This window comes from Streptomyces sp. NPDC022910 (assembly GCF_055561075.1).
In genome coordinates, this window is the sequence record NZ_JBVHHL010000012.1 from 21,787 (window position 1) to 40,211 (window position 18,425).

Annotated in this window: 15 protein-coding genes and 3 pseudogenes; 11 read left to right on the forward strand and 7 right to left on the reverse strand. The window is 70.5% G+C overall.

The annotated features are described in order from the left end of the window. Genes ACZ3TS_RS14290 through ACZ3TS_RS14300 form a run of 3 tightly spaced genes read right to left on the reverse strand, consistent with a single transcriptional unit; the run spans position 1 to position 3,682 of the window. Complete coding sequence (locus ACZ3TS_RS14290) at positions 1-858, reverse strand: FAD binding domain-containing protein (RefSeq protein WP_467617364.1); 858 nt, start codon at positions 856-858, stop codon at positions 1-3. Then, entirely contained in the window at positions 855-3,215 is a 2,361-nt protein-coding gene (locus tag ACZ3TS_RS14295; RefSeq protein WP_467617366.1) for a xanthine dehydrogenase family protein molybdopterin-binding subunit, read from the reverse strand. Before ACZ3TS_RS14295 ends, ACZ3TS_RS14290 begins: the two co-directional genes overlap by 4 nt. Next, positions 3,212-3,682, reverse strand: coding sequence for a (2Fe-2S)-binding protein (locus ACZ3TS_RS14300; protein ID WP_467617368.1), 471 nt, complete (start codon positions 3,680-3,682; stop codon positions 3,212-3,214). Before ACZ3TS_RS14300 ends, ACZ3TS_RS14295 begins: the two co-directional genes overlap by 4 nt. A 246-nt stretch (positions 3,683-3,928) precedes the next feature. Here ACZ3TS_RS14300 and ACZ3TS_RS14305 point away from each other — a divergent pair, with 246 nt between their 5' ends. Both ACZ3TS_RS14305 and ACZ3TS_RS14310 read left to right on the forward strand, forming a co-directional pair. Further along, a complete protein-coding gene (locus ACZ3TS_RS14305; protein ID WP_467617370.1) occupies positions 3,929-5,899 on the forward strand; it encodes a GTP-binding protein in 1,971 nt (656 codons plus the stop codon). A 378-nt stretch (positions 5,900-6,277) separates the two neighbouring features. Next, positions 6,278-6,781: pseudogene (locus tag ACZ3TS_RS14310) on the forward strand (endoglycosylceramidase); the annotation flags it as partial. Here the strand turns inward: ACZ3TS_RS14310 and ACZ3TS_RS14315 are convergent. Continuing rightward, positions 6,774-8,024, reverse strand: coding sequence for a YncE family protein (locus ACZ3TS_RS14315; RefSeq protein WP_467617372.1), 1,251 nt, complete (start codon positions 8,022-8,024; stop codon positions 6,774-6,776). The pseudogene ACZ3TS_RS14310 and the gene ACZ3TS_RS14315 sit on opposite strands and share 8 nt — an antisense overlap. 224 nt (positions 8,025-8,248) lie before the next feature. On the opposite strand from ACZ3TS_RS14315, the gene ACZ3TS_RS14320 reads away from it, so the two are divergent. The 4 genes from ACZ3TS_RS14320 (at position 8,249) to ACZ3TS_RS14335 (ending at position 11,623) form a co-directional block, all read left to right on the forward strand. Beyond that, positions 8,249-8,908 carry a TetR/AcrR family transcriptional regulator gene (locus ACZ3TS_RS14320; protein ID WP_467617375.1) on the forward strand — a complete coding sequence of 220 codons (660 nt, stop codon included), beginning with the start codon at positions 8,249-8,251 and terminating at the stop codon, positions 8,906-8,908. Between the two features lie 231 nt (positions 8,909-9,139). After that, a complete protein-coding gene (locus ACZ3TS_RS14325) occupies positions 9,140-9,436 on the forward strand; it encodes a hypothetical protein (protein WP_467617377.1) in 297 nt (98 codons plus the stop codon). Between the two features lie 180 nt (positions 9,437-9,616). Continuing rightward, positions 9,617-11,074 (forward strand): aldehyde dehydrogenase family protein, encoded by a 1,458-nt coding sequence (locus tag ACZ3TS_RS14330; RefSeq protein WP_467617380.1) that lies wholly within the window; start codon positions 9,617-9,619, stop codon positions 11,072-11,074. Between the two features lie 81 nt (positions 11,075-11,155). Continuing rightward, positions 11,156-11,623, forward strand: a complete 468-nt coding sequence (locus ACZ3TS_RS14335; protein WP_467617382.1) for a PaaI family thioesterase — start codon at positions 11,156-11,158, stop codon at positions 11,621-11,623. Positions 11,624-11,703: 80 nt separating this feature from the next. Here the strand turns inward: ACZ3TS_RS14335 and ACZ3TS_RS14340 are convergent, their stop codons facing one another. Beyond that, a complete protein-coding gene (locus ACZ3TS_RS14340) occupies positions 11,704-12,063 on the reverse strand; it encodes a hypothetical protein (RefSeq protein WP_467617384.1) in 360 nt (119 codons plus the stop codon). Between the two features lie 162 nt (positions 12,064-12,225). Here ACZ3TS_RS14340 and ACZ3TS_RS14345 point away from each other — a divergent pair, with 162 nt between their 5' ends. From ACZ3TS_RS14345 to ACZ3TS_RS14360, 4 genes and pseudogenes are all read left to right on the forward strand, one after another. Then, positions 12,226-13,083: a LysR family transcriptional regulator gene (locus ACZ3TS_RS14345; protein ID WP_467617386.1), complete on the forward strand. Its 858-nt coding sequence runs from the start codon at positions 12,226-12,228 to the stop codon at positions 13,081-13,083. Positions 13,084-13,091: 8 nt separating this feature from the next. Beyond that, positions 13,092-13,850: a PIG-L deacetylase family protein gene (locus tag ACZ3TS_RS14350; RefSeq protein ID WP_467617725.1), complete on the forward strand. Its 759-nt coding sequence runs from the start codon at positions 13,092-13,094 to the stop codon at positions 13,848-13,850. After that, positions 13,847-14,212, forward strand: a pseudogene (locus ACZ3TS_RS14355) (RraA family protein); the annotation flags it as partial. The gene ACZ3TS_RS14350 and the pseudogene ACZ3TS_RS14355, both read left to right, overlap by 4 nt. 1 nt (position 14,213) lies before the next feature. After that, positions 14,214-14,519, forward strand: a pseudogene (locus ACZ3TS_RS14360) (VOC family protein); the annotation flags it as partial. A gap of 763 nt (positions 14,520-15,282) precedes the next feature. On the opposite strand, the gene ACZ3TS_RS14365 reads toward ACZ3TS_RS14360, so the two are convergent. Next, entirely contained in the window at positions 15,283-15,687 is a 405-nt protein-coding gene (locus ACZ3TS_RS14365) for a hypothetical protein (protein ID WP_467617389.1), read from the reverse strand. Between the two features lie 392 nt (positions 15,688-16,079). Here ACZ3TS_RS14365 and ACZ3TS_RS14370 point away from each other — a divergent pair, with 392 nt between their 5' ends. Beyond that, positions 16,080-16,616, forward strand: a complete 537-nt coding sequence (locus tag ACZ3TS_RS14370) for a MarR family winged helix-turn-helix transcriptional regulator (RefSeq protein ID WP_467617392.1) — start codon at positions 16,080-16,082, stop codon at positions 16,614-16,616. Positions 16,617-16,628: 12 nt separating this feature from the next. Here the strand turns inward: ACZ3TS_RS14370 and ACZ3TS_RS14375 are convergent, their stop codons facing one another. Further along, positions 16,629-18,395 (reverse strand): ABC transporter ATP-binding protein, encoded by a 1,767-nt coding sequence (locus ACZ3TS_RS14375; protein ID WP_467617395.1) that lies wholly within the window; start codon positions 18,393-18,395, stop codon positions 16,629-16,631. Positions 18,396-18,425: the final 30 nt, after the last annotated feature.

Genomic DNA, 18,425 nt, shown 5'->3' on the forward strand with positions numbered 1-18,425 from the left:
TCACTCCGTTCCGGCCGCGGCCAGTACCGCCCGCCGGGTGAGCACCCGGGCGAGATGCGCGCGGTACTCGGGCGTGGCCGACGGGTCTGACGACGGGCGCGTGCCCTCGGCGGCCGAGGCGGCGGCCCGGGCGACGGCGTCCGTCTCCACCACGGCCCCGGCCAGCGCCGCCTCCGTCGCAGCGGCCCGCAGGGGCGTCGATCCCATGTTCGTCAGCCCGACCCGAGCCTCCGCGATGTGCCCGTCGGCGCGCCGTACGAGGGCCGCCACGCCGACCACCGCCCAGGCCTGCGCGACCCGGTTGAACTTCTCGTAGTGGAAGCCCCAGCCGTCCGTCTTCGGCACCCGCACCTCCACGAGCAGCTCGTCGGGGCGCAGCGCGGTCTGCAGATAGTCCACGAAGAACTCGCGCGCCGGTATGGTCCGACGTCCCTGCGGTCTCGCCGCGACCAGCTCGGCGTCGAGGGCGAGCGCCACCGCCGGCAGATCACCGGCCGGATCGGCGTGCGCCAGCGAGCCGCCCAGGGTGCCCCGATGCCGTACGGCCGGATCGGCGACCGTCGCCGTGGCCGCAGCGAGCAGCCCGGCGTGCCGCCGCACCAGCGGATCCCGGATCACGTCGTCATGTGTGGTCAGCGCGCCGATCACCAGCGTGCCCCCGTCCTCACGCACCCCGCGCAGACCGGGTACGCGGCCGACGTCCACGACGAGCTCGGGGAAGGAGAGCCTCAGGCGCAGCAGCGGCAGCAGGCTCTGGCCGCCTGCCAGCACCTTCGCCTCCTCGCCGGCCTCGGCGAGCACCTGTACCGCCTCGTCGACGCTCGCCGGACGGGTGTACTCGAATGCCGCGGGAATCATGCCGACGCCTCCTCGAGGGCTTGCCAGACACGCCCGGGTGTACAGGGCATCGGGACGTCGGTGACGCCCAGGGGACGGAGCGCGTCGACGATCGCGTTCACCACCGCCGGTGTGGCCGCGATGGTCCCGGCCTCGCCGACCCCCTTGGCGCCCAGCGGGTTGGAGGTGGCGGGCGTCTCGGTCCGGTCGGTCACGAAGTCGGGCAGGTCGGCGGCCGACGGCACGAGGTAGTCGGCCATCGTGCCCGACACCAGGTTGCCCTCGTCGTCGTACACCGCCTCCTCGTACAGGGCCTGGGCGATGCCCTGCGCGACCCCGCCGTGCACCTGGCCCTCGACGATGAGCGGGTTGACGACCCGGCCGACGTCGTCGACGCACACGTAGGACCGGATCGAGGTCCGACCTGTCTCCGTGTCCACCTCGACCGCGCACAGGTGCGTACCGTGCGGGTAGGAGAAGTTCTCCGGATCGACGAGGTGCTCTGCGTTGATGGTCGGCTCCATGCCGTCGGGCAGGTCGTGCGACGAGAAGGTCTCGAAGGCGATCTCCTGGATCGTTCTGCGTGCGTCGGGCGAGCCCTTCACCGAGAACACCCCGCCGGTGAAATCGAGGTCCTGTTCGCTCGCCTCCAGCAGGTGCGCGGCGACCTTGCGGGCCTTCTCCACCACCTTCACCGCGGCCCGGTGCACGGCCGCCCCACCGACGACCAGCGACCGCGACCCGTAGGTGTCCATGCCCTGCGGGGCCGCCTTGGTGTCGCCGTGCACGACCTCGACGTCCTCGAACGGCACGCCCAGCACGTCGGCGGCGATCTGGCTCCAGGCCGTCACATGCCCCTGCCCGTGCGGGCTGGTGCCGGTGACCACCTCGACCTTGCCGGTGGGCAGCATACGGATGCTCGCCGCCTCCCAGCCGCCGGCCGCGTACCTGAGGTCCCGCAGCACCCTGCTCGGCGCGAGCCCGCACATCTCCGTGTACGTCGACACACCGATGGCGAGCCGCACGGGGTCCCCGCGTTCGATGCGCTTCTGCTGTTCGGACCGCAGGTCGTCGTACCCGAACAGCGCCAGCGCCTTGTCCGTCGCGGCCTCGTAGTTGCCGCTGTCGTAGGTCAGGCCCGCGACCGAGGTGTACGGGAAATCCTTGTGCCGTATCCAGTTGCGGCGCCTCAACTCGATGGGGTCCAGGCCGAGTTCGGCGGCCAGCTCGTCCATGATCCGTTCGATGGCGAACGTGGCCTCCGGGCGCCCGGCGCCGCGGTAGGCGTCGGTCGGCGTGCGGGTCGTGAACACACCGGTGCAGGTGAAATCGTAGGCGTCCATCTTGTAGATCGCCGGATACATGAAGGCGCCCAGGATCGGGATGCCGGGCGTGACGAGCATCAGATAGGCGCCCATGTCGGCCAGGAGGTCCACCTTCAGACCGAGCAGCCTGCCCTCGCGGGTGGCCGCGATCTCGACGTCCTGGATCATGCCCCGGCCGTGATGGGTCGCCAGATAGCCCTCGGAGCGGGACTCCGTCCACTTCACCGGGCGTCCGAGGCGGCGCGCCACGGCGAGCGCGATGGCCTCCTCGCCGTACACCTGGAGCTTGGAGCCGAAGCCGCCGCCCACGTCGGGGGCGATGACGCGCAGTTTGTGCTCGGGTACGCCGGTGACCATGGCGAGCATGATCCGCAGGATGTGCGGGATCTGGGTGGCCGAGTGGACGGTGTACTCGCCCGATGCGGCGAGCGGGGTGACCACGACGGCGCGTGGCTCCATCGCGTTGGGGATGAGCCGCTGCTGGTGGTAGCGGCGCCTGATGACGACCTCGGCACGCTGCTTCACCGCGTCGTAGTCCTCGCCCGTTCTGAGCGGCCAGACGTAACAGCGGTTGGTGCCCTTGTCCGCGTGGACCCGCGGCGCGTCCTCGGCGAGCGCGGCCTCCAGGTCGAGTACCGGCGGCAGGGGCGTGTAGTCGACCTCGACGGCCTCCAGCGCGTCTGCGGCCGCGTACCGGTCACGGGCCACCACGACCGCCACGGGGTCGCCCGCGTAGCGCACCTCGTCCACCGCGATCGGGGGATGGTCGGGCAGCACGATGTCCTCGGTCACCGGCCAGGCGCACGGCAGCGAGCCCAGCCCCTCCGCGAGGTCGCGCCCGGCGAAGGCCGCGACGACGCCGGGGCGTTCGAGCGCCGCGGAGGCGTCGACCCGGTCGATGCGGGCGTGGGCCATGGGGCTGCGCAGGACCGCGAGGTGCAGCAGGCCCGCCACCTGGATGTTGTCGGTCCAGTTGGTCTGTCCGGTGACGAGCCGGGCGTCCTCCTTGCGCAGCCGGGCGCGGCCGACCTCCCGCTCGGCGGTCCCGGTCATGACACGGTCTCCTGCCCGGAACCGGCGAGGACCGCGCGCACGATGTTCTGGTACCCGGTGCACCGGCAGAGGTTGCCCTCCAGGGCGTGCCGCACCTCGTCCGAGGTGGGGGCGGGGTTCTCACGGAGCAGGTCCCGGGCCGCCATGATCATGCCGGGTGTGCAGTAACCGCACTGCAGCGCGTGCCGCTCGTGGAACGCCTTCTGCAGGGGGTGCCACTCCCCGTCGCGGGCGAGTCCCTGGACGGTGGTCACTTCGCTCCCGTCGGCCTGGACGGCGAGCACCGAGCAGCTCTTGACCGTCTCTCCGTCGAGGTCGATCGTGCAGGCGCCGCAGTTGGACGTGTCGCAGCCGACGGGGGTCCCGGTGAGACCCAGCCGGTCCCTCAGGTAGTGGACCAGGAGGAGACGGGGTTCGACGTCGTCCTCGTACGGGATGCCGTCCACTTTCACCGCAATACGCGTCATGTGCCCTCCCAGAGAGCCAGGTGAGGGGTGTCAGCCGGTTTGCGTGACGTGCGTCACTCTAGGGCCGACTGCCGGGGGCGGGGAGTGGCGCGACGCGATTTGGTTGATGGTTAATCCGTTGCCGCCGCCGACGGGCTCCTGCTGCACTGCACGCGACGAATCGTCGAGACCGAGGAGAGGCAATGCGCACAGCGTTCATGTCCACCCAGGAAGGAACCACTCCCACTTCAAAGGACATGACGCTTCGTGCACACGCTGAACCTGGGAATCCTGGCGCATGTAGACGCCGGTAAGACGAGCCTCACCGAGCGGCTGCTCCACACGGCCGGGGTGATCGACGAGATCGGCAGCGTCGACGACGGCAGCACCCAGACCGATTCCCTCGCGCTGGAACGGCAGCGCGGCATCACCATCAAGTCCGCCGTCGTCTCGTTCGCGCTCGACGACGTCACCGTCAATCTGATCGACACGCCGGGTCACCCGGACTTCATCGCCGAGGTGGAGCGGGTGCTGAGCGTGCTCGACGGCGCGGTGCTCGTCGTGTCGGCCGTGGAGGGCGTCCAGGCGCAGACGCGTATTCTGATGCGCACTCTGCGGCGGCTGCGGATTCCCACGCTCGTCTTCGTCAACAAGATCGACCGGCGCGGGGCCCGGGAGGAGAGCGTGCTTCGGGCACTCTCCGAACGTCTTTCGGCGCCGGCCGTGCCGATGGGGCGCGTCGAGGGCCTCGGCACCCGCGATGCGCACTTCGTCCCCCGATTCGGTCCGTTGGCGCTCGACGTGCTCGCCGATCACGACGATGCGCTGCTGTCGGCGTACGTCGAGGACGCGGTCTCCCACGGCCGTCTGCAGGATGCTCTCGTGGCCCAGACGCGCCAGGCCCTGGTGCACCCCGTGTACTTCGGTTCCGCCATCACCGGCGCGGGTGTGGACGCGCTGATCTCCGGCATCAAGGAGCTACTGCCCGCCGCTGACGGCGCCTCGGACGGGCCGTTCTCGGGCACTGTGTTCAAGGTCGAGCGGGGCCCGGCCGGGGAGAAGGTGGCGTACGCACGGATGTTCACCGGAACGCTCCGCATCCGCGACCGCATTCCCTTCGGTGACGGCCGCACGGAGGGCAGGGTCACCGCGATCAGCGTCTTCCACCACGGCACGGACGTCCGAGAGGACGCTTTGCCCGCGGGCCGGATCGGCAAGCTGTGGGGCCTCGCCGACATCAGGATCGGCGACGACATCGGCGTCCCGAGGAATGCGTACGGACACTTCTTCGCGCCACCGACGCTGGAGACGGTCGTCGTGCCGGGGCCCGGTGCCGATACAAGGGCCCTGCATCTCGCGCTCACCCGGCTCGCCGAGCAGGACCCGCTGATCGACCTCAGGTACGACGAGGTGCGGCAGGAGACCTCCGTGTCGCTGTACGGCGAGGTGCAGAAGGAGGTCGTCCAGGCCACGCTCGCCGACGAGTTCGCCCTGGAGGTCACCTTCCGGGAGACGACCCCGCTGTGCATCGAGCGGCCGGTCGGTACGGGAGCGGCCGTGGAGTTCGACAAGAAGGACCTGAACCCGTTCCTCGCCACGGTCGGCCTTCGCGTCGACCCCGCCCCCGTCGGATCGGGCGTGGCCTTCCGGCTGGAGGTGGAGCTGGGCTCGATGCCGTACGCCTTCTTCAAGGCCGTCGAGGACACCGTGCGGGAGACGCTCGGGCAGGGACTGCACGGCTGGGAGGTCACCGACTGCACCGTCACCATGACCCACTCCGGCTACTCGCCCCGGCAGAGCCACGCCCACCAGGGGTTCGACAAGAGCATGTCGAGCACGGGCGCGGACTTCCGGGGACTGACCCCGCTGGTGCTGATCGAGGCGCTGCGCCGGGCGGGCACCCGGGTGTACGAGCCGATGCACGGCTTCCGTATCGAGGCCCCGGCGGACACGCTCGGCGCCCTGCTGCCGATGCTGGCCGCCGTGCGGGCCGTGCCGCAGACGACCGGGACGAGGGGATCCGTCTGCGTCCTGGAGGGAGCGGTCCCGGCGGCGCAGGTGCACACCCTGGAACGGCAGTTGCCGGGACTGACGCGGGGCGAGGGGGAGTTGGAGAGCACCTTCGGCCACTACGCAGCGGTCTCGGGCGGATCGGTGCCGGAGCGGTCGCGCACCGACCACAACCCGCTGAACCGGAAGGAGTACCTGCTCAACGTGATGCGGCGGGTGGGCGGATGAGCCGCCGGTACGCCGGGGTGTCAGCGCGGGCCGAAGGCGCGCGCTCCCGGTCCTCGCGCCCCACCCGATGGGCGCCGGTTGCCCGGCCGCCCGGTCGGCCGGGCGGCGCGTTCCCCCCACTGCCCCCACTCCCTGTAGGTGACGGCCCGACGGGCGTCCGGAAACGCTCCGGGCGGCCCGGTCTGTCGGTCGGAAGCGCGTTCATCGTCGCCGGGCCCGTGTGGTGCGCGGGTATTGACGTATTTCGCAAATCCTGTCGATTGTAATATCCATGCCAAAGCTGCGCGCGTCCGTCTGCTCGGCGTTCTCGTGGCTCTCACCGGCCTCCTCGCGGCGACGGGCGTCCGGCCCGCGGCAGCCGCCGCCTCCCCGACTCCCTCGGGCATCCCGGAGCTGCGCCAGGACGCGCATCTGCTGGACCGGCTGTACCCGAGCGCCACCGCAGGAACGACGGTCGCCTTCACCTACGAGGACCGCTCCCGGGACGGCTCGACGACCCTGACGTGGAACCCGGTTCCCGGCTCGCTCCCGAACGTCGCGCAACTGGTGGGCTCGGGGCAGTACGGCCTGCTGGTCTGGCGCTCGAACGGCTCGACGGCGCCCACGGAACTGCATCTGCCCGCCTCCTTCCCGGCCGCGTCCACCACGGTGGTCTCCGACCTCGGCACCGCGGCGGGCCTGCCCGCGTACACGAGGTCGACCCCGGTCGCCGTGGCGAACGAGCCGGGTGGAACGGGCAGCAAGCGGCTCCTGCTGACGGCGTCCGACACGAACGCCGTGCACTACGCGCTGGTCACGAACGGGGCGACGGCTCCGTCCGCGACCCTGCTGAGCGCGGCGCGGGCGGAGCTGTCGGCGTGGGCGGCGAAGGAGGTCAGCTAGCGGAGGAGCCTGTCCAGTCCGCGGGGACGTGCGCCAGGCGCACCCGCTGCGGGTGGTCGCCGACCGGGACCGAAACCGCCTTCTCGCCCGTCGTGAAGTCGATCGCGGTGACCTGGTCGGCGCCGCTCTCCGAGATGATGCAGTCCTTGCCGTCGCCGCTCACGGTCGCCCAGTAGGGCTTGGACGCGGTGACGAGCGGGCCCTCCTGGAGGGTGGCGCGGTCCACGACGGTCGCGTAGTCGTCCATCGTCCCTGCGACGCACAGCTTGGTGCCGGACGGGTTCATCGAAATGCCGTGATGGCGCGAGTCGTTGACCCACGTGGTGCGGTCCTCGCTGGTGGCCGGGTTCTTCGGCAGGGTCTTCACCCGGGTGATCTTGTCGGCGGCCACGTCATACTCCAGGAAGCCGTTGAAGAACGACACCTGGAAGTAGAGCTTCGACTCGTCGGGGGTGAGGACCGCGGGCCGTACCGCGTCGGAGAAGTCCTTGAGGCCGATCGCGTCCAGTCGGTTCCGCATGTCGATGATCTTGACCTGTTTGAACGTGGCGGCATCCACGACCGTGATGTGGCGGTCGCCCTTGGTCCAGTCCCAGGCCGGGTCGTCGAGTGAGGTGTTGACGTCGCCGATGGCCATGTTCCAGATGTACTTGCCGTCTTCGGTGAAGATGTTCTCGTGCGGCTTGTCGCCGGTGGCGAACTCGCCGAGCTGCTTGCCGGTGGTGATGTCCAGTACGTGCACCTTGTTCGCGGTGGAGGCGGAGACCGCGACCTTGGTGCCGTCGGGGGAGACCGTCATGTGATCGGCCCGGTAACCCGCTACGGGGAAGCGCCAGTTGATCCTGCCGGTGGTGAGGTCGAGCGACACGACGTCGGCGAAGCTGGGCCGGGAGACGACCATCGACTTCCCGTCGGGTGTGGAGTACATGTCGTCCACGAACTGGTCGTGGCCCTCGCCGACGCTGTTGCGGATGGCCATGAAGTAGATCCACTTGATCGGATCGGCGTTGATCTCGGCCATCCGCTCCGTCTTGTCCGGGATCACATTGATGCGGCCGATCCTGGCGAAGTCGCCCGTGGACTTGATGACGTCGGCGGTGCCGTCCCAGTTGTTGCCCACGAACATCACCTCGCGCAGCGCGGCGGAGGAGTCCTGTGCAGAGGCGGCGGTCGCCGTCCCGCCTGCGGTCAGGGCGAGGGCGGCGGCGAGGGAGGAGAGGTGCCGGAGTCTGAGGACGGGCATGGCGGGTCCCTGTCTGTGGTGGTCAGCCTTGGTCCGGGCATGACAAGCGGGGGTGGTGGGTTCGACTCGAAGGTCGAGGGTGCTGCGGCTCGGGAATCTGAATACGGCTGCGTTCAGAGTGGACTTACTGGAAAGTAAGGAAGGGGTGGCCCTCTCCACAAGGGTCCGTACAGGACAAAATTGACCGACGGTCGAACGGATCACCGAGTGGCGAGGGGGAGCGAGTGGCGGGCAGGCTCAAGCAGCCCACTGGCCGGTACGGCGGCAAGTCGGCCGAGGAGCGGCAGGCCGAGCGGCGTCGGCGATTCCTGGACGCCGCGCTCCATCTCTTCGGCGACAGCCCCGGCTTCCGGACCACCACCGTCGCCGCGCTGAGCGAGGCGGCTGGCCTGTCGACGCGTCAGTTCTACGAGGAGTTCCACACCCTTGAGGACGTTCTGGCCGCCCTGCACCTCCAGGTCAACGACTGGGCGGAGGAGGCCGCCGCCGATGCCCTCGCCCAGGCCCGCGACCTGCCGCTCGCGGAGCGCGCCGCCGCGGTCTTCCGGGCCTATGCGGCGAACGTCGCCTCCGATCCGCGCCGGATCCGCATCACCTTCGTCGAGATCATCGGCGTCAGCCCCCGGCTGGAGGAGCAGCGGCTCGAACGCCGGTCCCGCTGGGTGGACTTCATCTGCGCGGAGGCCGCCGAGGCCGCCGCGCGCGGCGAGGCGGCTGAGCGCGACTACCGGATCGCGGCGACGGCGTTCATCGGCAGCGTCAACGGTCTGCTCCACGACTGGCGGGCCGGCTGGGTGGACGCCACCCTCGAGGAGATCGTGGACGAACTGGTCCGCCAACTGCTCGCGATCCTGCGGCCGGCCGGATGGCTGCCGGACGTCTGAGGCGCGGCTCGGCGATCAGCTCGCGGCGACGGCCGGCAGGAGGGCCGCGAACGCGAGTGCCGCGCTCAGCACACAGTACGCGCAGATCCTGCGGCACAGGGGCGGTGGGTGTCGCTCCTTCGAGCCTCCCCCGCCGCACGGCCCCGGCAGATGCAGCCGGCCTGTGCGCCTTGTGGGTGAGGGCGGAGGGGGTCCCGTGACCGCCCGGGTCCCGGTGGCGTTGCTGAAGGCATGATCTCAACACGACGCATCGTCGCCGCGGTCGGACTCGCTGTGGGCGTCACCGGACTGGCCGCGCCACTGGCCAACGCGGCCGCCGCCGAGACCCCGGACGCGGGCAGGTCGAACCCGGTCACCCTGCTCGACTCACTGGCCCGCAGCGGCATCCCGGCTCAGCACAGGGACCAGATGCCCGGGCTCTCCGGCCAACTCGGGGGCATGAACCGCCTCAACGACCTCAATCAGCTGCATCAGGTGACCGACCTGGTCGCGCCGGTCACAGGGCTGCTGCCGGCCATCCAGAGCTGAAGCGACCGTAGCGACCCCACCCTGGGGCCCCCGGCCGGGAACGCCGGGGGCCTTGACATTCCCGGAGGTGGGTCGGAGCATCGCAGGAGATCGGTGAATGAGATTTCACTACGCGAACAATCGGGATCGTTCGCCCGGTCCCCTGCGTACCGTCGTAGCTACGTACCGAAGGAAGCCGCCATGCCCGTCACCCGCGAACTGCTCATCGGCGGCAAGGACGTGCCCGCCGCGTCCGGCCGCACCACCGTCGACGTCAACCCCTACACCGGTGATGTGTACGCGACGCTCGCAGCGGCGGGCTCCGAGGATGTGAAGCGGGCGGTCGATGCCGCGGACGCGGCCTTCGCGGACTGGGCGGCGCTCGCGCCCTTCGCCCGCCGCGCGATCTTCCTCAAGGCGGCCGACCTGCTGGACTCCCGGGGCGAGCAGGTGGCCGAGATCATGGCCCACGAAGCGGGCGGCACCCGCCCGTGGGCCTACTTCAACGTGGCCCTGGCGGCGAACATCTTCCGCGAGGCGGCAGCCGCGATCACCGCGCCGCGCGGTGAGGTGCTCAGCGCCCAGGAGGAGGGTGCGCTCGGGCTCGCGGTGCGTGAACCCCTCGGCGTGGTGGCCGCGTTCGCGCCGTGGAACGCGCCGGTCATCCTCGGTGTACGAGCCGTGGCGGCCCCGCTCGCCGCGGGCAACACGGTTGTCGTCAAGCCGAGCGAGGACGCGCCGATCGCCTGTGGCCTGCTCGTCGCCGACGTCCTGCGGGAGGCCGGGCTGCCGGACGGGGTGCTGAACGTGGTCACCAACGCGCGCCAGGACGCCGCCGAGATCGCCGAGGCACTGATCGGCGACGCCCGGGTGCGCGCGGTGAACTTCACCGGTTCGACCGGAGTGGGACGGATCATCGGCGAGCTCGCGGCACGTCATCTCAAGCCCGCCGTCCTGGAGTTGGGCGGCAAGAACGCGGTGCTGGTGCTGGACGACGCCGACGTGGACTACGCCGTCGACGCGGTCACCTTCAGCGTGTTCATGAACGCCGGGCAGATCTGTATGTCCGGCGACCGGATCCTCGTCCACGAGTCGCTCGCCGAGGAGTTCACGCAGAAGTTCGTCGAGAAGGTCGCCTCGCTGCGGGCGGGCGACCCGACGCATCCGCGCACCGTGGTCGGTCCGCTGGTCAGCACGCAGGCCGCCCAGCGGGTGGCCGGGTTGGTGCAGAACGCCGTGGCCAAGGGAGCCAAGGTCCTCGTCGGCGGCGAACCCGAGGGCGCGGTGCACCCGGCGACCGTCCTCACCGACGTCCCCAAGGACGCGGACCTGTACTACGCCGAGTCCTTCGGCCCGGTCTGCGTGCTGGAGACCTTCGCCGACGACGACACGGCGGTCACGCTCGCCAACGACTCCGAGAATGGCCTGACCTGCGGAATCATCACCGAGAACGCCACCCATGGTCTGGCCGTCGCACGAGGTGTCCGCACCGGCATCGTGCACGTCAACGACCAGTCGGTGGCCGACGAGCCCCACGCTCCCTTCGGGGGCGTGAAGGCATCCGGCTACGGCCGCTTCGGCGGACGGTGGGGCATCGAGGCGTTCTCCAACACCCGCTGGGTCACCATCGCCACCCGGCACGCGCATTACCCCTTCTGACAGGGGAGCTTCGGACGGCGGCGACCGGGCGTTGCCCGGTGGTCACCCCTGTGTCATCGCGCCCTGTCAGGCTGACGCGATATGGACCTGACGGAACTGGCCCGAACGCTGCTGGAGTCCATTCCGGCGCATCGCACGGCCCGGATCGAGGTGCTCCGGGCCGTGGACGGCGAAGCCCGGATCGCGTGCGAGACACCGGGGGAGCTGACGAACGTCATCGGCTCGCTGCACTCCAGCGGACTGGTCGCCCTGCTCGACGCGACCGGCCTGGGTGCCGTCATCGGGTCGGCTCCGCACACCCGCGCCCTCGACGGGATCGTGCCGCTGGGCACGGCCGCTGCCCTGGAGTTCCTCGCCCCCGCCCGGGGACGGCTGATCGCCTCCTGCCGCCTCGACGAGGAGGCCCGGCGTGCGCTGGGCCCGCTGTGGACGGGCGAAACCGACCGGGCCCGGCTCGCCACCCGGGCCGCGATCACCGACGCGGCGGGCAAGGTGGTGTGCCGGGGACACTTCGACTGGAGCGTGCGCCGCACAACGCCCTCCGGATGACGTCCGGACGGCAAGCCTGACGGACATCTGCGGTCTGCCGCGGGCCCCCGCCCGCGGCAGGTCCCACTCGGGCCGCGTCGTCACTCGTCGAAAGTCACGACCACTTTCTCCGCCGCACCAGGGGTCAGCGTCAGCTCGAAGGCCCGCTCGACCTCCGTGAACGGGACCCGGTGGCTGATCAGCTTCGCGAAGCGCTCCTGGTGCTCGGCGAGTTCGGAGGTGACCTCGAAGATCTCCGTCGGGTAGCCCTGGGAGGCGATCAGGGTCAGCTCACTGCGGAGCATGCCGCCGAGGTCGATGGCGTCGGACTTCTTCTGCACCGCGACCATGACCATCCTGGCGCCCCACTTGGCGGAGGCGACGGTGGCGTTGAAGACGGCGGGGGCGCCTGCCGCGTCGATGTTCATACCTGGCGGCTGGCCGTCGGGACGGTGCGGCATGGCAGGAGGCCGTTCCGGCCGGGAGGCCGGCGGCGGGAGCAGCGGCGAAGGACGTGTGGCCGCCGTCGCGGGGTGTGCGGATGCTCCGTGCATGGTGCGATCGTGCGAGGGCCAGGGTCTTTGCGGAAAATGCATCCGCCCGGACATCCATACGCTTGAGTCATGCATGATGTGGAACTGCGCCAGCTTCGCTGTCTCGTCGCGATCGTCGACGAGGGCACGTTCACCGATGCGGCCATCGCCCTCGGTGTCTCTCAGGCGGCCGTGTCCCGCACGCTGGCTTCGCTGGAGCGGGTGCTGGGTGTACGACTGCTGCGCCGGACCTCCCGCGCGGTGACCCCGACCGGTACCGGACTGCGCGTGGTGGCGCACGCCCGTCGGGTGCTAGCCGAGGTGGACGATCTGGTCCGCGGGGCCACCTCCGGCCCAGCCCGGCTGCGGATCGGCTACGCCTGGTCGGCGCTGGGGCGCCACACCCTCGCCTTCCAGCGGCTCTGGAGCGAACTGCACCCGCAGACGCAACTGCACCTCGTGCGGGTCAACTCGGCCACGGCAGGGCTCGCGGAGGGCGCCTGCGACCTCGCGGTGGTGCGCAGGCCCGTGGACGACCGGCGTTTCGACTCGGCCATCGTCGGACTCGAACAGAGGCTGTGCGCCATGGCGGCCGACGACCCGCTGGCCGGGCGCCGCTCGGTGCGCCTGGCCGACCTGAGTGGACGCACCCTGTTGGTCGACCGGCGCACCGGCACCACGACCGCGCACCTGTGGCCCCCGGACGCCCGTCCGGCCACCGAGGAGACGCCCGACGTCGACGACTGGCTGGCCGCGATCTCCACCGGCCGCCGCATCGGCGTGACGGCGGAGTCCACCGCCAACCAGTACTCCCGCCCCGGTGTCGTCTACCGGCCGGTGCGCGACGCCGAGCCGATCGCCGTGCGGCTCGCCTGGTGGCGTGACGGCCCGCACCCCGCCATGCAGTCAGTGGTCGAACTGCTCATCTCCCTGTACGGCACGGGCTGAGCCATCGGCTGCACGGCAGGCCCGTCACCGCTGCCTGCGAGCACCCACGATCCACACTCGTCATCACCGCGCACGCCGGGGACTTCGTGTGGCGTGCGGGGGGAGCCATCGCCCTGGCCGCCTCCCGAGGAGAGAAGGTCACCATCGCGTGTCTGACTTTCGGTGAGCGCGGAGAGTCCGCCAAGGCGTGGCGCGAGGGCAAGAAACTCGACGAGATCAAGGCGATACGCCGGGAGGAGGCCGAGAAGGCCGCCGCCACCCTCGGCGCCGAGGTCGTCTTCTTCGACGCCGGCGACTACCCGCTCACCGCCACGCCCGAGCTGACCGATCAGCTGGTGGCCGTCTACCGCAAGGCGCAGCCCGACGTCGTGCTCACCCATCCGCTCGAGGACCCCTACAACGGAGACCATCCGGCCGCCGCCCGAACGGCCCTGGACGCGCGCGTGCTGGCCCAGGCCATCGGCTACCCGGCCGAGGGCGAGATCATCGGCGCCCCGCCGGTCTTCTTCTTCGAGCCCCACCAGCCAGAGATGTGCGGCTTCAAGCCCGAGGTCCTCCTCGACATCAGCGGGGTGTGGGAGGCCAGGCGCAAGGCCATGGAGTGCCTGGCCGCCCAGCAGCACCTGTGGGACTACTACACCGACCTCGCCGTCCGCCGCGGCGTGCAGCTCAAGCGCAACGCCGGCCCCAACCTCGGTCTGGCCCACACGACCATGGCCGAGGCGTACATGCGTCCTTACCCGCAGGTCACGGGGGAGCTGGCATGAGCGGCGTAATCGTCACCAACCCGCCGAAGGCGGACGCAAAGGACGTCGAGGCGCTCGCCGGACACGGCGTCGCCACCGTGCACGAGGCCATGGCCCGCACCGGCCTGCTCGGTGCCCGTCTGCGCCCGATCCAGCACGGCACCCGGGTCGTGGGCACCGCGGTCACGGTGCTCTCCTGGCCCGGCGACAACCTCATGATCCACGCGGCCGTGGAACAGTGCGGCGAGGGCGACATCCTGGTCGTCACCACCACCTCGCCGTCCACGGACGGCATGTTCGGCGAGCTGTTCGCCACCGCGCTGAAGAAACGCGGCGTGCGCGGCCTCGTCATCGACGCCGGTATCCGGGACACCGCCGAACTGACTGCACCACATCGCCTTCGCGACGGACACCCGCGAGGACATCCTGCGCGCCGCCGACCTCGCCATCGACACCCGCGTGTTCATCGAGACCGGTCCGCACAAGCACGCCATCCAGCAGACGTTCTTCTTGTACGTCTACGAACCCGGCGGCAACCGTATCGAGCTGTGCAACCCGCTCACCCGCCTGGTCCTGGCGCCCGACTGGCCGCTGATCACCTGGACCGAGGCGGAGCGCGCCAAGGGACAGGCCTGGGGGCTGAAGACCATCGCGTCCTTCCACACCCACGGCACACCGCCGGCCGGCTGAGGCCGGACCAACCAAGGGGGGTGGGCAGCGCGCCGGTGTGCGCCGCCCACCCACTTTGACCTGGGGCTTTGCCCGCTCCTCAGTACAGGCCGGAGCCGCTGGATTGTTGCTGAGATTGTTGACAAGAACGTTGACACCCACGCTTCCGATCCCTAGCGTCTAGCGCTGCCCACCACCGCCGACGAGAAGGCCCCGGCCGACGGTCAACCTGTTCCGCGGCGGCGAGTGGGTCCAGACCCTGCTGTACTGGCTGGCCTCCTTCGGTGGTCTGCTCCGATCCACCGCCGACAGCCGCGCTACCGCGGTCGGTTGGACCTCCGGGGCCGGGCTCACATCGAGCCCGGCCCGGCGCGCGTCCCGGCGTCCCGCGGCAGCGCGGCCGACGGCTTGAGGGCCGCCGTCCGCACATGTGCCAGATAATCCCTCGTCAAGCAGAAACCCGTCCGGAGATACTCCTTACTCATGAGGCGTGATGATCCCGATCGGGAGATTCCGGCCAATCCGGCATTGCGACGAGTCCTGGGACGGCCCCGTGGCCCGGAGCTATTGGACTTGATGACCGACGGTTTGTCTGGCGGTGATCTGACCACGCTGTTGCTCGAGGTGTTCCGGCGCCGAGCAGACCGGCTCTCTCCGGCGGAGGTGATGCGGCGCTAGCCGTATCCCTGCGGCAGTGACGGCAGTCCCGACGGCAACGAGGAGGGACGACGGCGACATTCGGCAGCATGCCACAGATGTGGCGGGCGCCGCTCAGGACGTGCCGTCAAGTTCCGATCCGTCGTCCGTCTCGTTTCGCAGAGACGGTCACGGCGGAAACGACGGCGGTCACGGCGAGGCTCCCCATCATGACCATCCCCACGCCGACCATATAAAGGCCGCTGGAATCGTCCGACCAGTCGCAATAGGCGGCAATGGTCAGGCCGGCCGAGGTGCCGAGCACAGCACCTGCGACGTAGCGTCGGGATGTCGCCCAGTACACCGGTACCAGCAGAGTCAGCACCAGCCCGATCACCTGCCACGCCTCGTACGGGCCGGTCGTCGTACCGTCAGGGTGCACGTCACGATGCTGGTCCCAGCCGAGCCAGGCAGCCCACACCGCCAGCGATGCCCCAGCCAGTACGAGGATCGACAACAGCTGGGGAACGGGTTTCAGTAGTCCTTGCCGCATGTCCCCAGAGTCTCGGCTCACCCCGACGCCGACCAGAGCGCAAGTACTCAACTCTTCACGAGTACATGAGCCATGGGCAGATCGTGACGTCGACGACCAGATCAACCGCGGGGGAGTGCCCATGATGCTTCGGGGGGTTGCCACTGTGAGCGTGCCCGCGCTCCCATCGTCGTTGAGGTCGAACGTCATCAAAATGAGGGCTCAGGCCAACGAGAGGTTGGGGCTCAACCGGCCAAGCGCTTGGAAGATGCGGGCATATCCGAGCGGCCTGGCCCCAGGGCCACCGCGACGCTTCCACGACAAGTCGCCGGGGGTCGTCGTCCGTGCTCGGTGCCGTGCCCCGTATCCTCAGGCGCGGAGGGCGAGGGAATTTACTTGAGTCAGGCAACGACATGGTAAAGGTATGCCCACCGCCACAACCCCCCTCAGCCCCCGCCTCGCCGGAAGTGATCGAGATCGAGCGAGTGCTCAACCGCATCACCTACTTGAGCACACGCGCCCGACAGCACGACCGTCTGATGGCCATGGCCGGTGTCCCGCTGGACCGCGCCGCCGTGGCGCTGCTGCGGCAGATCGCCGACTCCGAGCCGCTGCGCCCGGGGGAGCTGGCCAACCGGCTCGGCGTCGAAGCCTCCCATGTGACCCGGCAGGTGCAGCAACTGCAGCGGGCGGGGTACGTCTCCCGCGTGCCCGATCCCGACGACCGCCGCGCCCAGCGCATCGAACTCACCCCCCTCGGCCAGGAGGCCATCGACCGCATCCGCGCCGCCGGCGTCCGCGGCATGCAGGCGGCGCTGTCCGCATGGTCGCCCGAGGAGCTGCGGGAGCTGGCCGCCCTCTTCCATCGCATGGTCGACGACTTCCTCGCCTACGCCGCCGACGACGAGGCCGTCCAGGAGATCCTCGCGGCCGCGCGCCCCGAATCCTGAGCCGTCCCGGCCTCAGCCGGCCGTGGCGAGGAACTGCGTCGCGGCCAGTTCGGCGTAGAGCGGGTCGGCGGCGACCAGCTCGCGGTGCGTGCCGACCGCGCGGACGCGGCCCGCGTCCATGACGACGATCCGGTCGGCCATCGTCACGGTGGACAGCCGGTGCGCGACCACCAGGACGGTCGTCGACCGCGCGACGTCCGTGACCGTGTCCCGCAGTGCCGCCTCGTTCACCGCGTCGAGCTGCGAGGTCGCCTCGTCCAGCAGGAGCAGACGGGGGCGGCGCAGCAACGCCCGGGCGATCGCGACGCGCTGGCGTTCGCCGCCCGAGAGCTTCGTCCCGCGATGCCCGACCAGAGTGTCGAGACCCTGGGGGAGCCGCTCCACCAGACCGTCGAGCCGCGTCGTCTTGAGCACACGCTGCACTGCGGCGTCATCGGCCTCCGGATTGCCGAGAAGCAGGTTGTCACGCAGGGATCCGGACAGCACCGGCGCGTCCTGCTCCACATATCCGATGGCGGACCGCAGACTGGACAGCTCCCACGCGGCGATGTCGCGACCGTCGAGCGCGATGCTGCCCGACTCTGGGTCGTAGAACCGCTCGATCAGTGAGAACACTGTCGTCTTGCCCGCGCCCGACGGGCCGACGAACGCGGTCGTGCCCCGGGCCGGCACCGCGAAGGTCACGCCGTGGTGCACATACGGCAGGTCGTCGGCGTACCGGAAGCGCACGTCCTCGAAGACGAGCGCGGCCGGCTGCGCATCGGACGACGGCAACGGCGTGGGTCCGGCGGGCGTTTCGGCGGGCAGCCGCAACGCCTCCTGCATGCGGGCGAGCGCGGCGGCGCCCGTCTGGTACTGGGTGACGGCGCCGACCACCTGCTGGATCGGCGACATCAGATAGAAGACGTAGAGCAGGAACGCGACCAGCGTGCCCACGTCGATGGCGCCCGTCGCGACCCTGGCGCCGCCCACCGCCAGCACCGTGATGAAGGCGATCTGCATCGCGAGGCCGGCGGTGTTGCCCGCGGCCGCCGTCCACTTGGCCGCCCGCACGCTCTGCCGCCACGACTCCTCAGCCGCGGCGTGGACGGCCTCCTCCTCGCGGTGCTCGGCACCCGACGCCTTGACCGTGCGCAGCGCGCCGAGGACCCGCTCCAGGGACGCGCCCATCGCACCCACCGCGTCCTGCGCCTGCCGGCTCGCCCGGTTGATGTGCGGCACGATCACCCCGAGCACGGTGCCCGCGACCAGGATCACGCCGAGCGTGACGCCCAGCAGCACCACGTCGACCACGCCCATCATCACCACCGTCGCGACCAGGGTCAGCCCTCCGGTGCCGAGGCCGACCAGCGAGTCGGTGGTGACCTCCCGCAGCAGCGTGGTGTCGGAGGTGATCCGGGCCATGAGATCCCCGGGTTCGGTGCGGTCGACTGCGGAAATCCGCAGTCGCAGCAGATAGGACGACAGGGTGCGCCGCGCACCGAGCACCACCGACTCGGCGGTGCGGCGCAGCACGTACGAACCCAGCGCGCCCACCGCCGCATTGGCGACCACCAGGCCCGACATGCCGATCAGGGCACGGGTGATGGGCCGGTCGTGCGCCAGGTCGTCGATGAGTCCGCGGGCCACCAGCGGCAGGAGGAGCCCGGTGGCACCGGTGGCCAGCGCCAGCAGCGCTCCCGCGAACAGCGCCCACCGGTGCGGCCGTACGTATCGGAGGAGCAGCCGCCACGCGGGCGGGTCCGATTCCGGCTCAGTTTCCGTCTCTGCGATGCTCACGGCGTTCCTTGCGGCGTAGGGGCGTTCAGC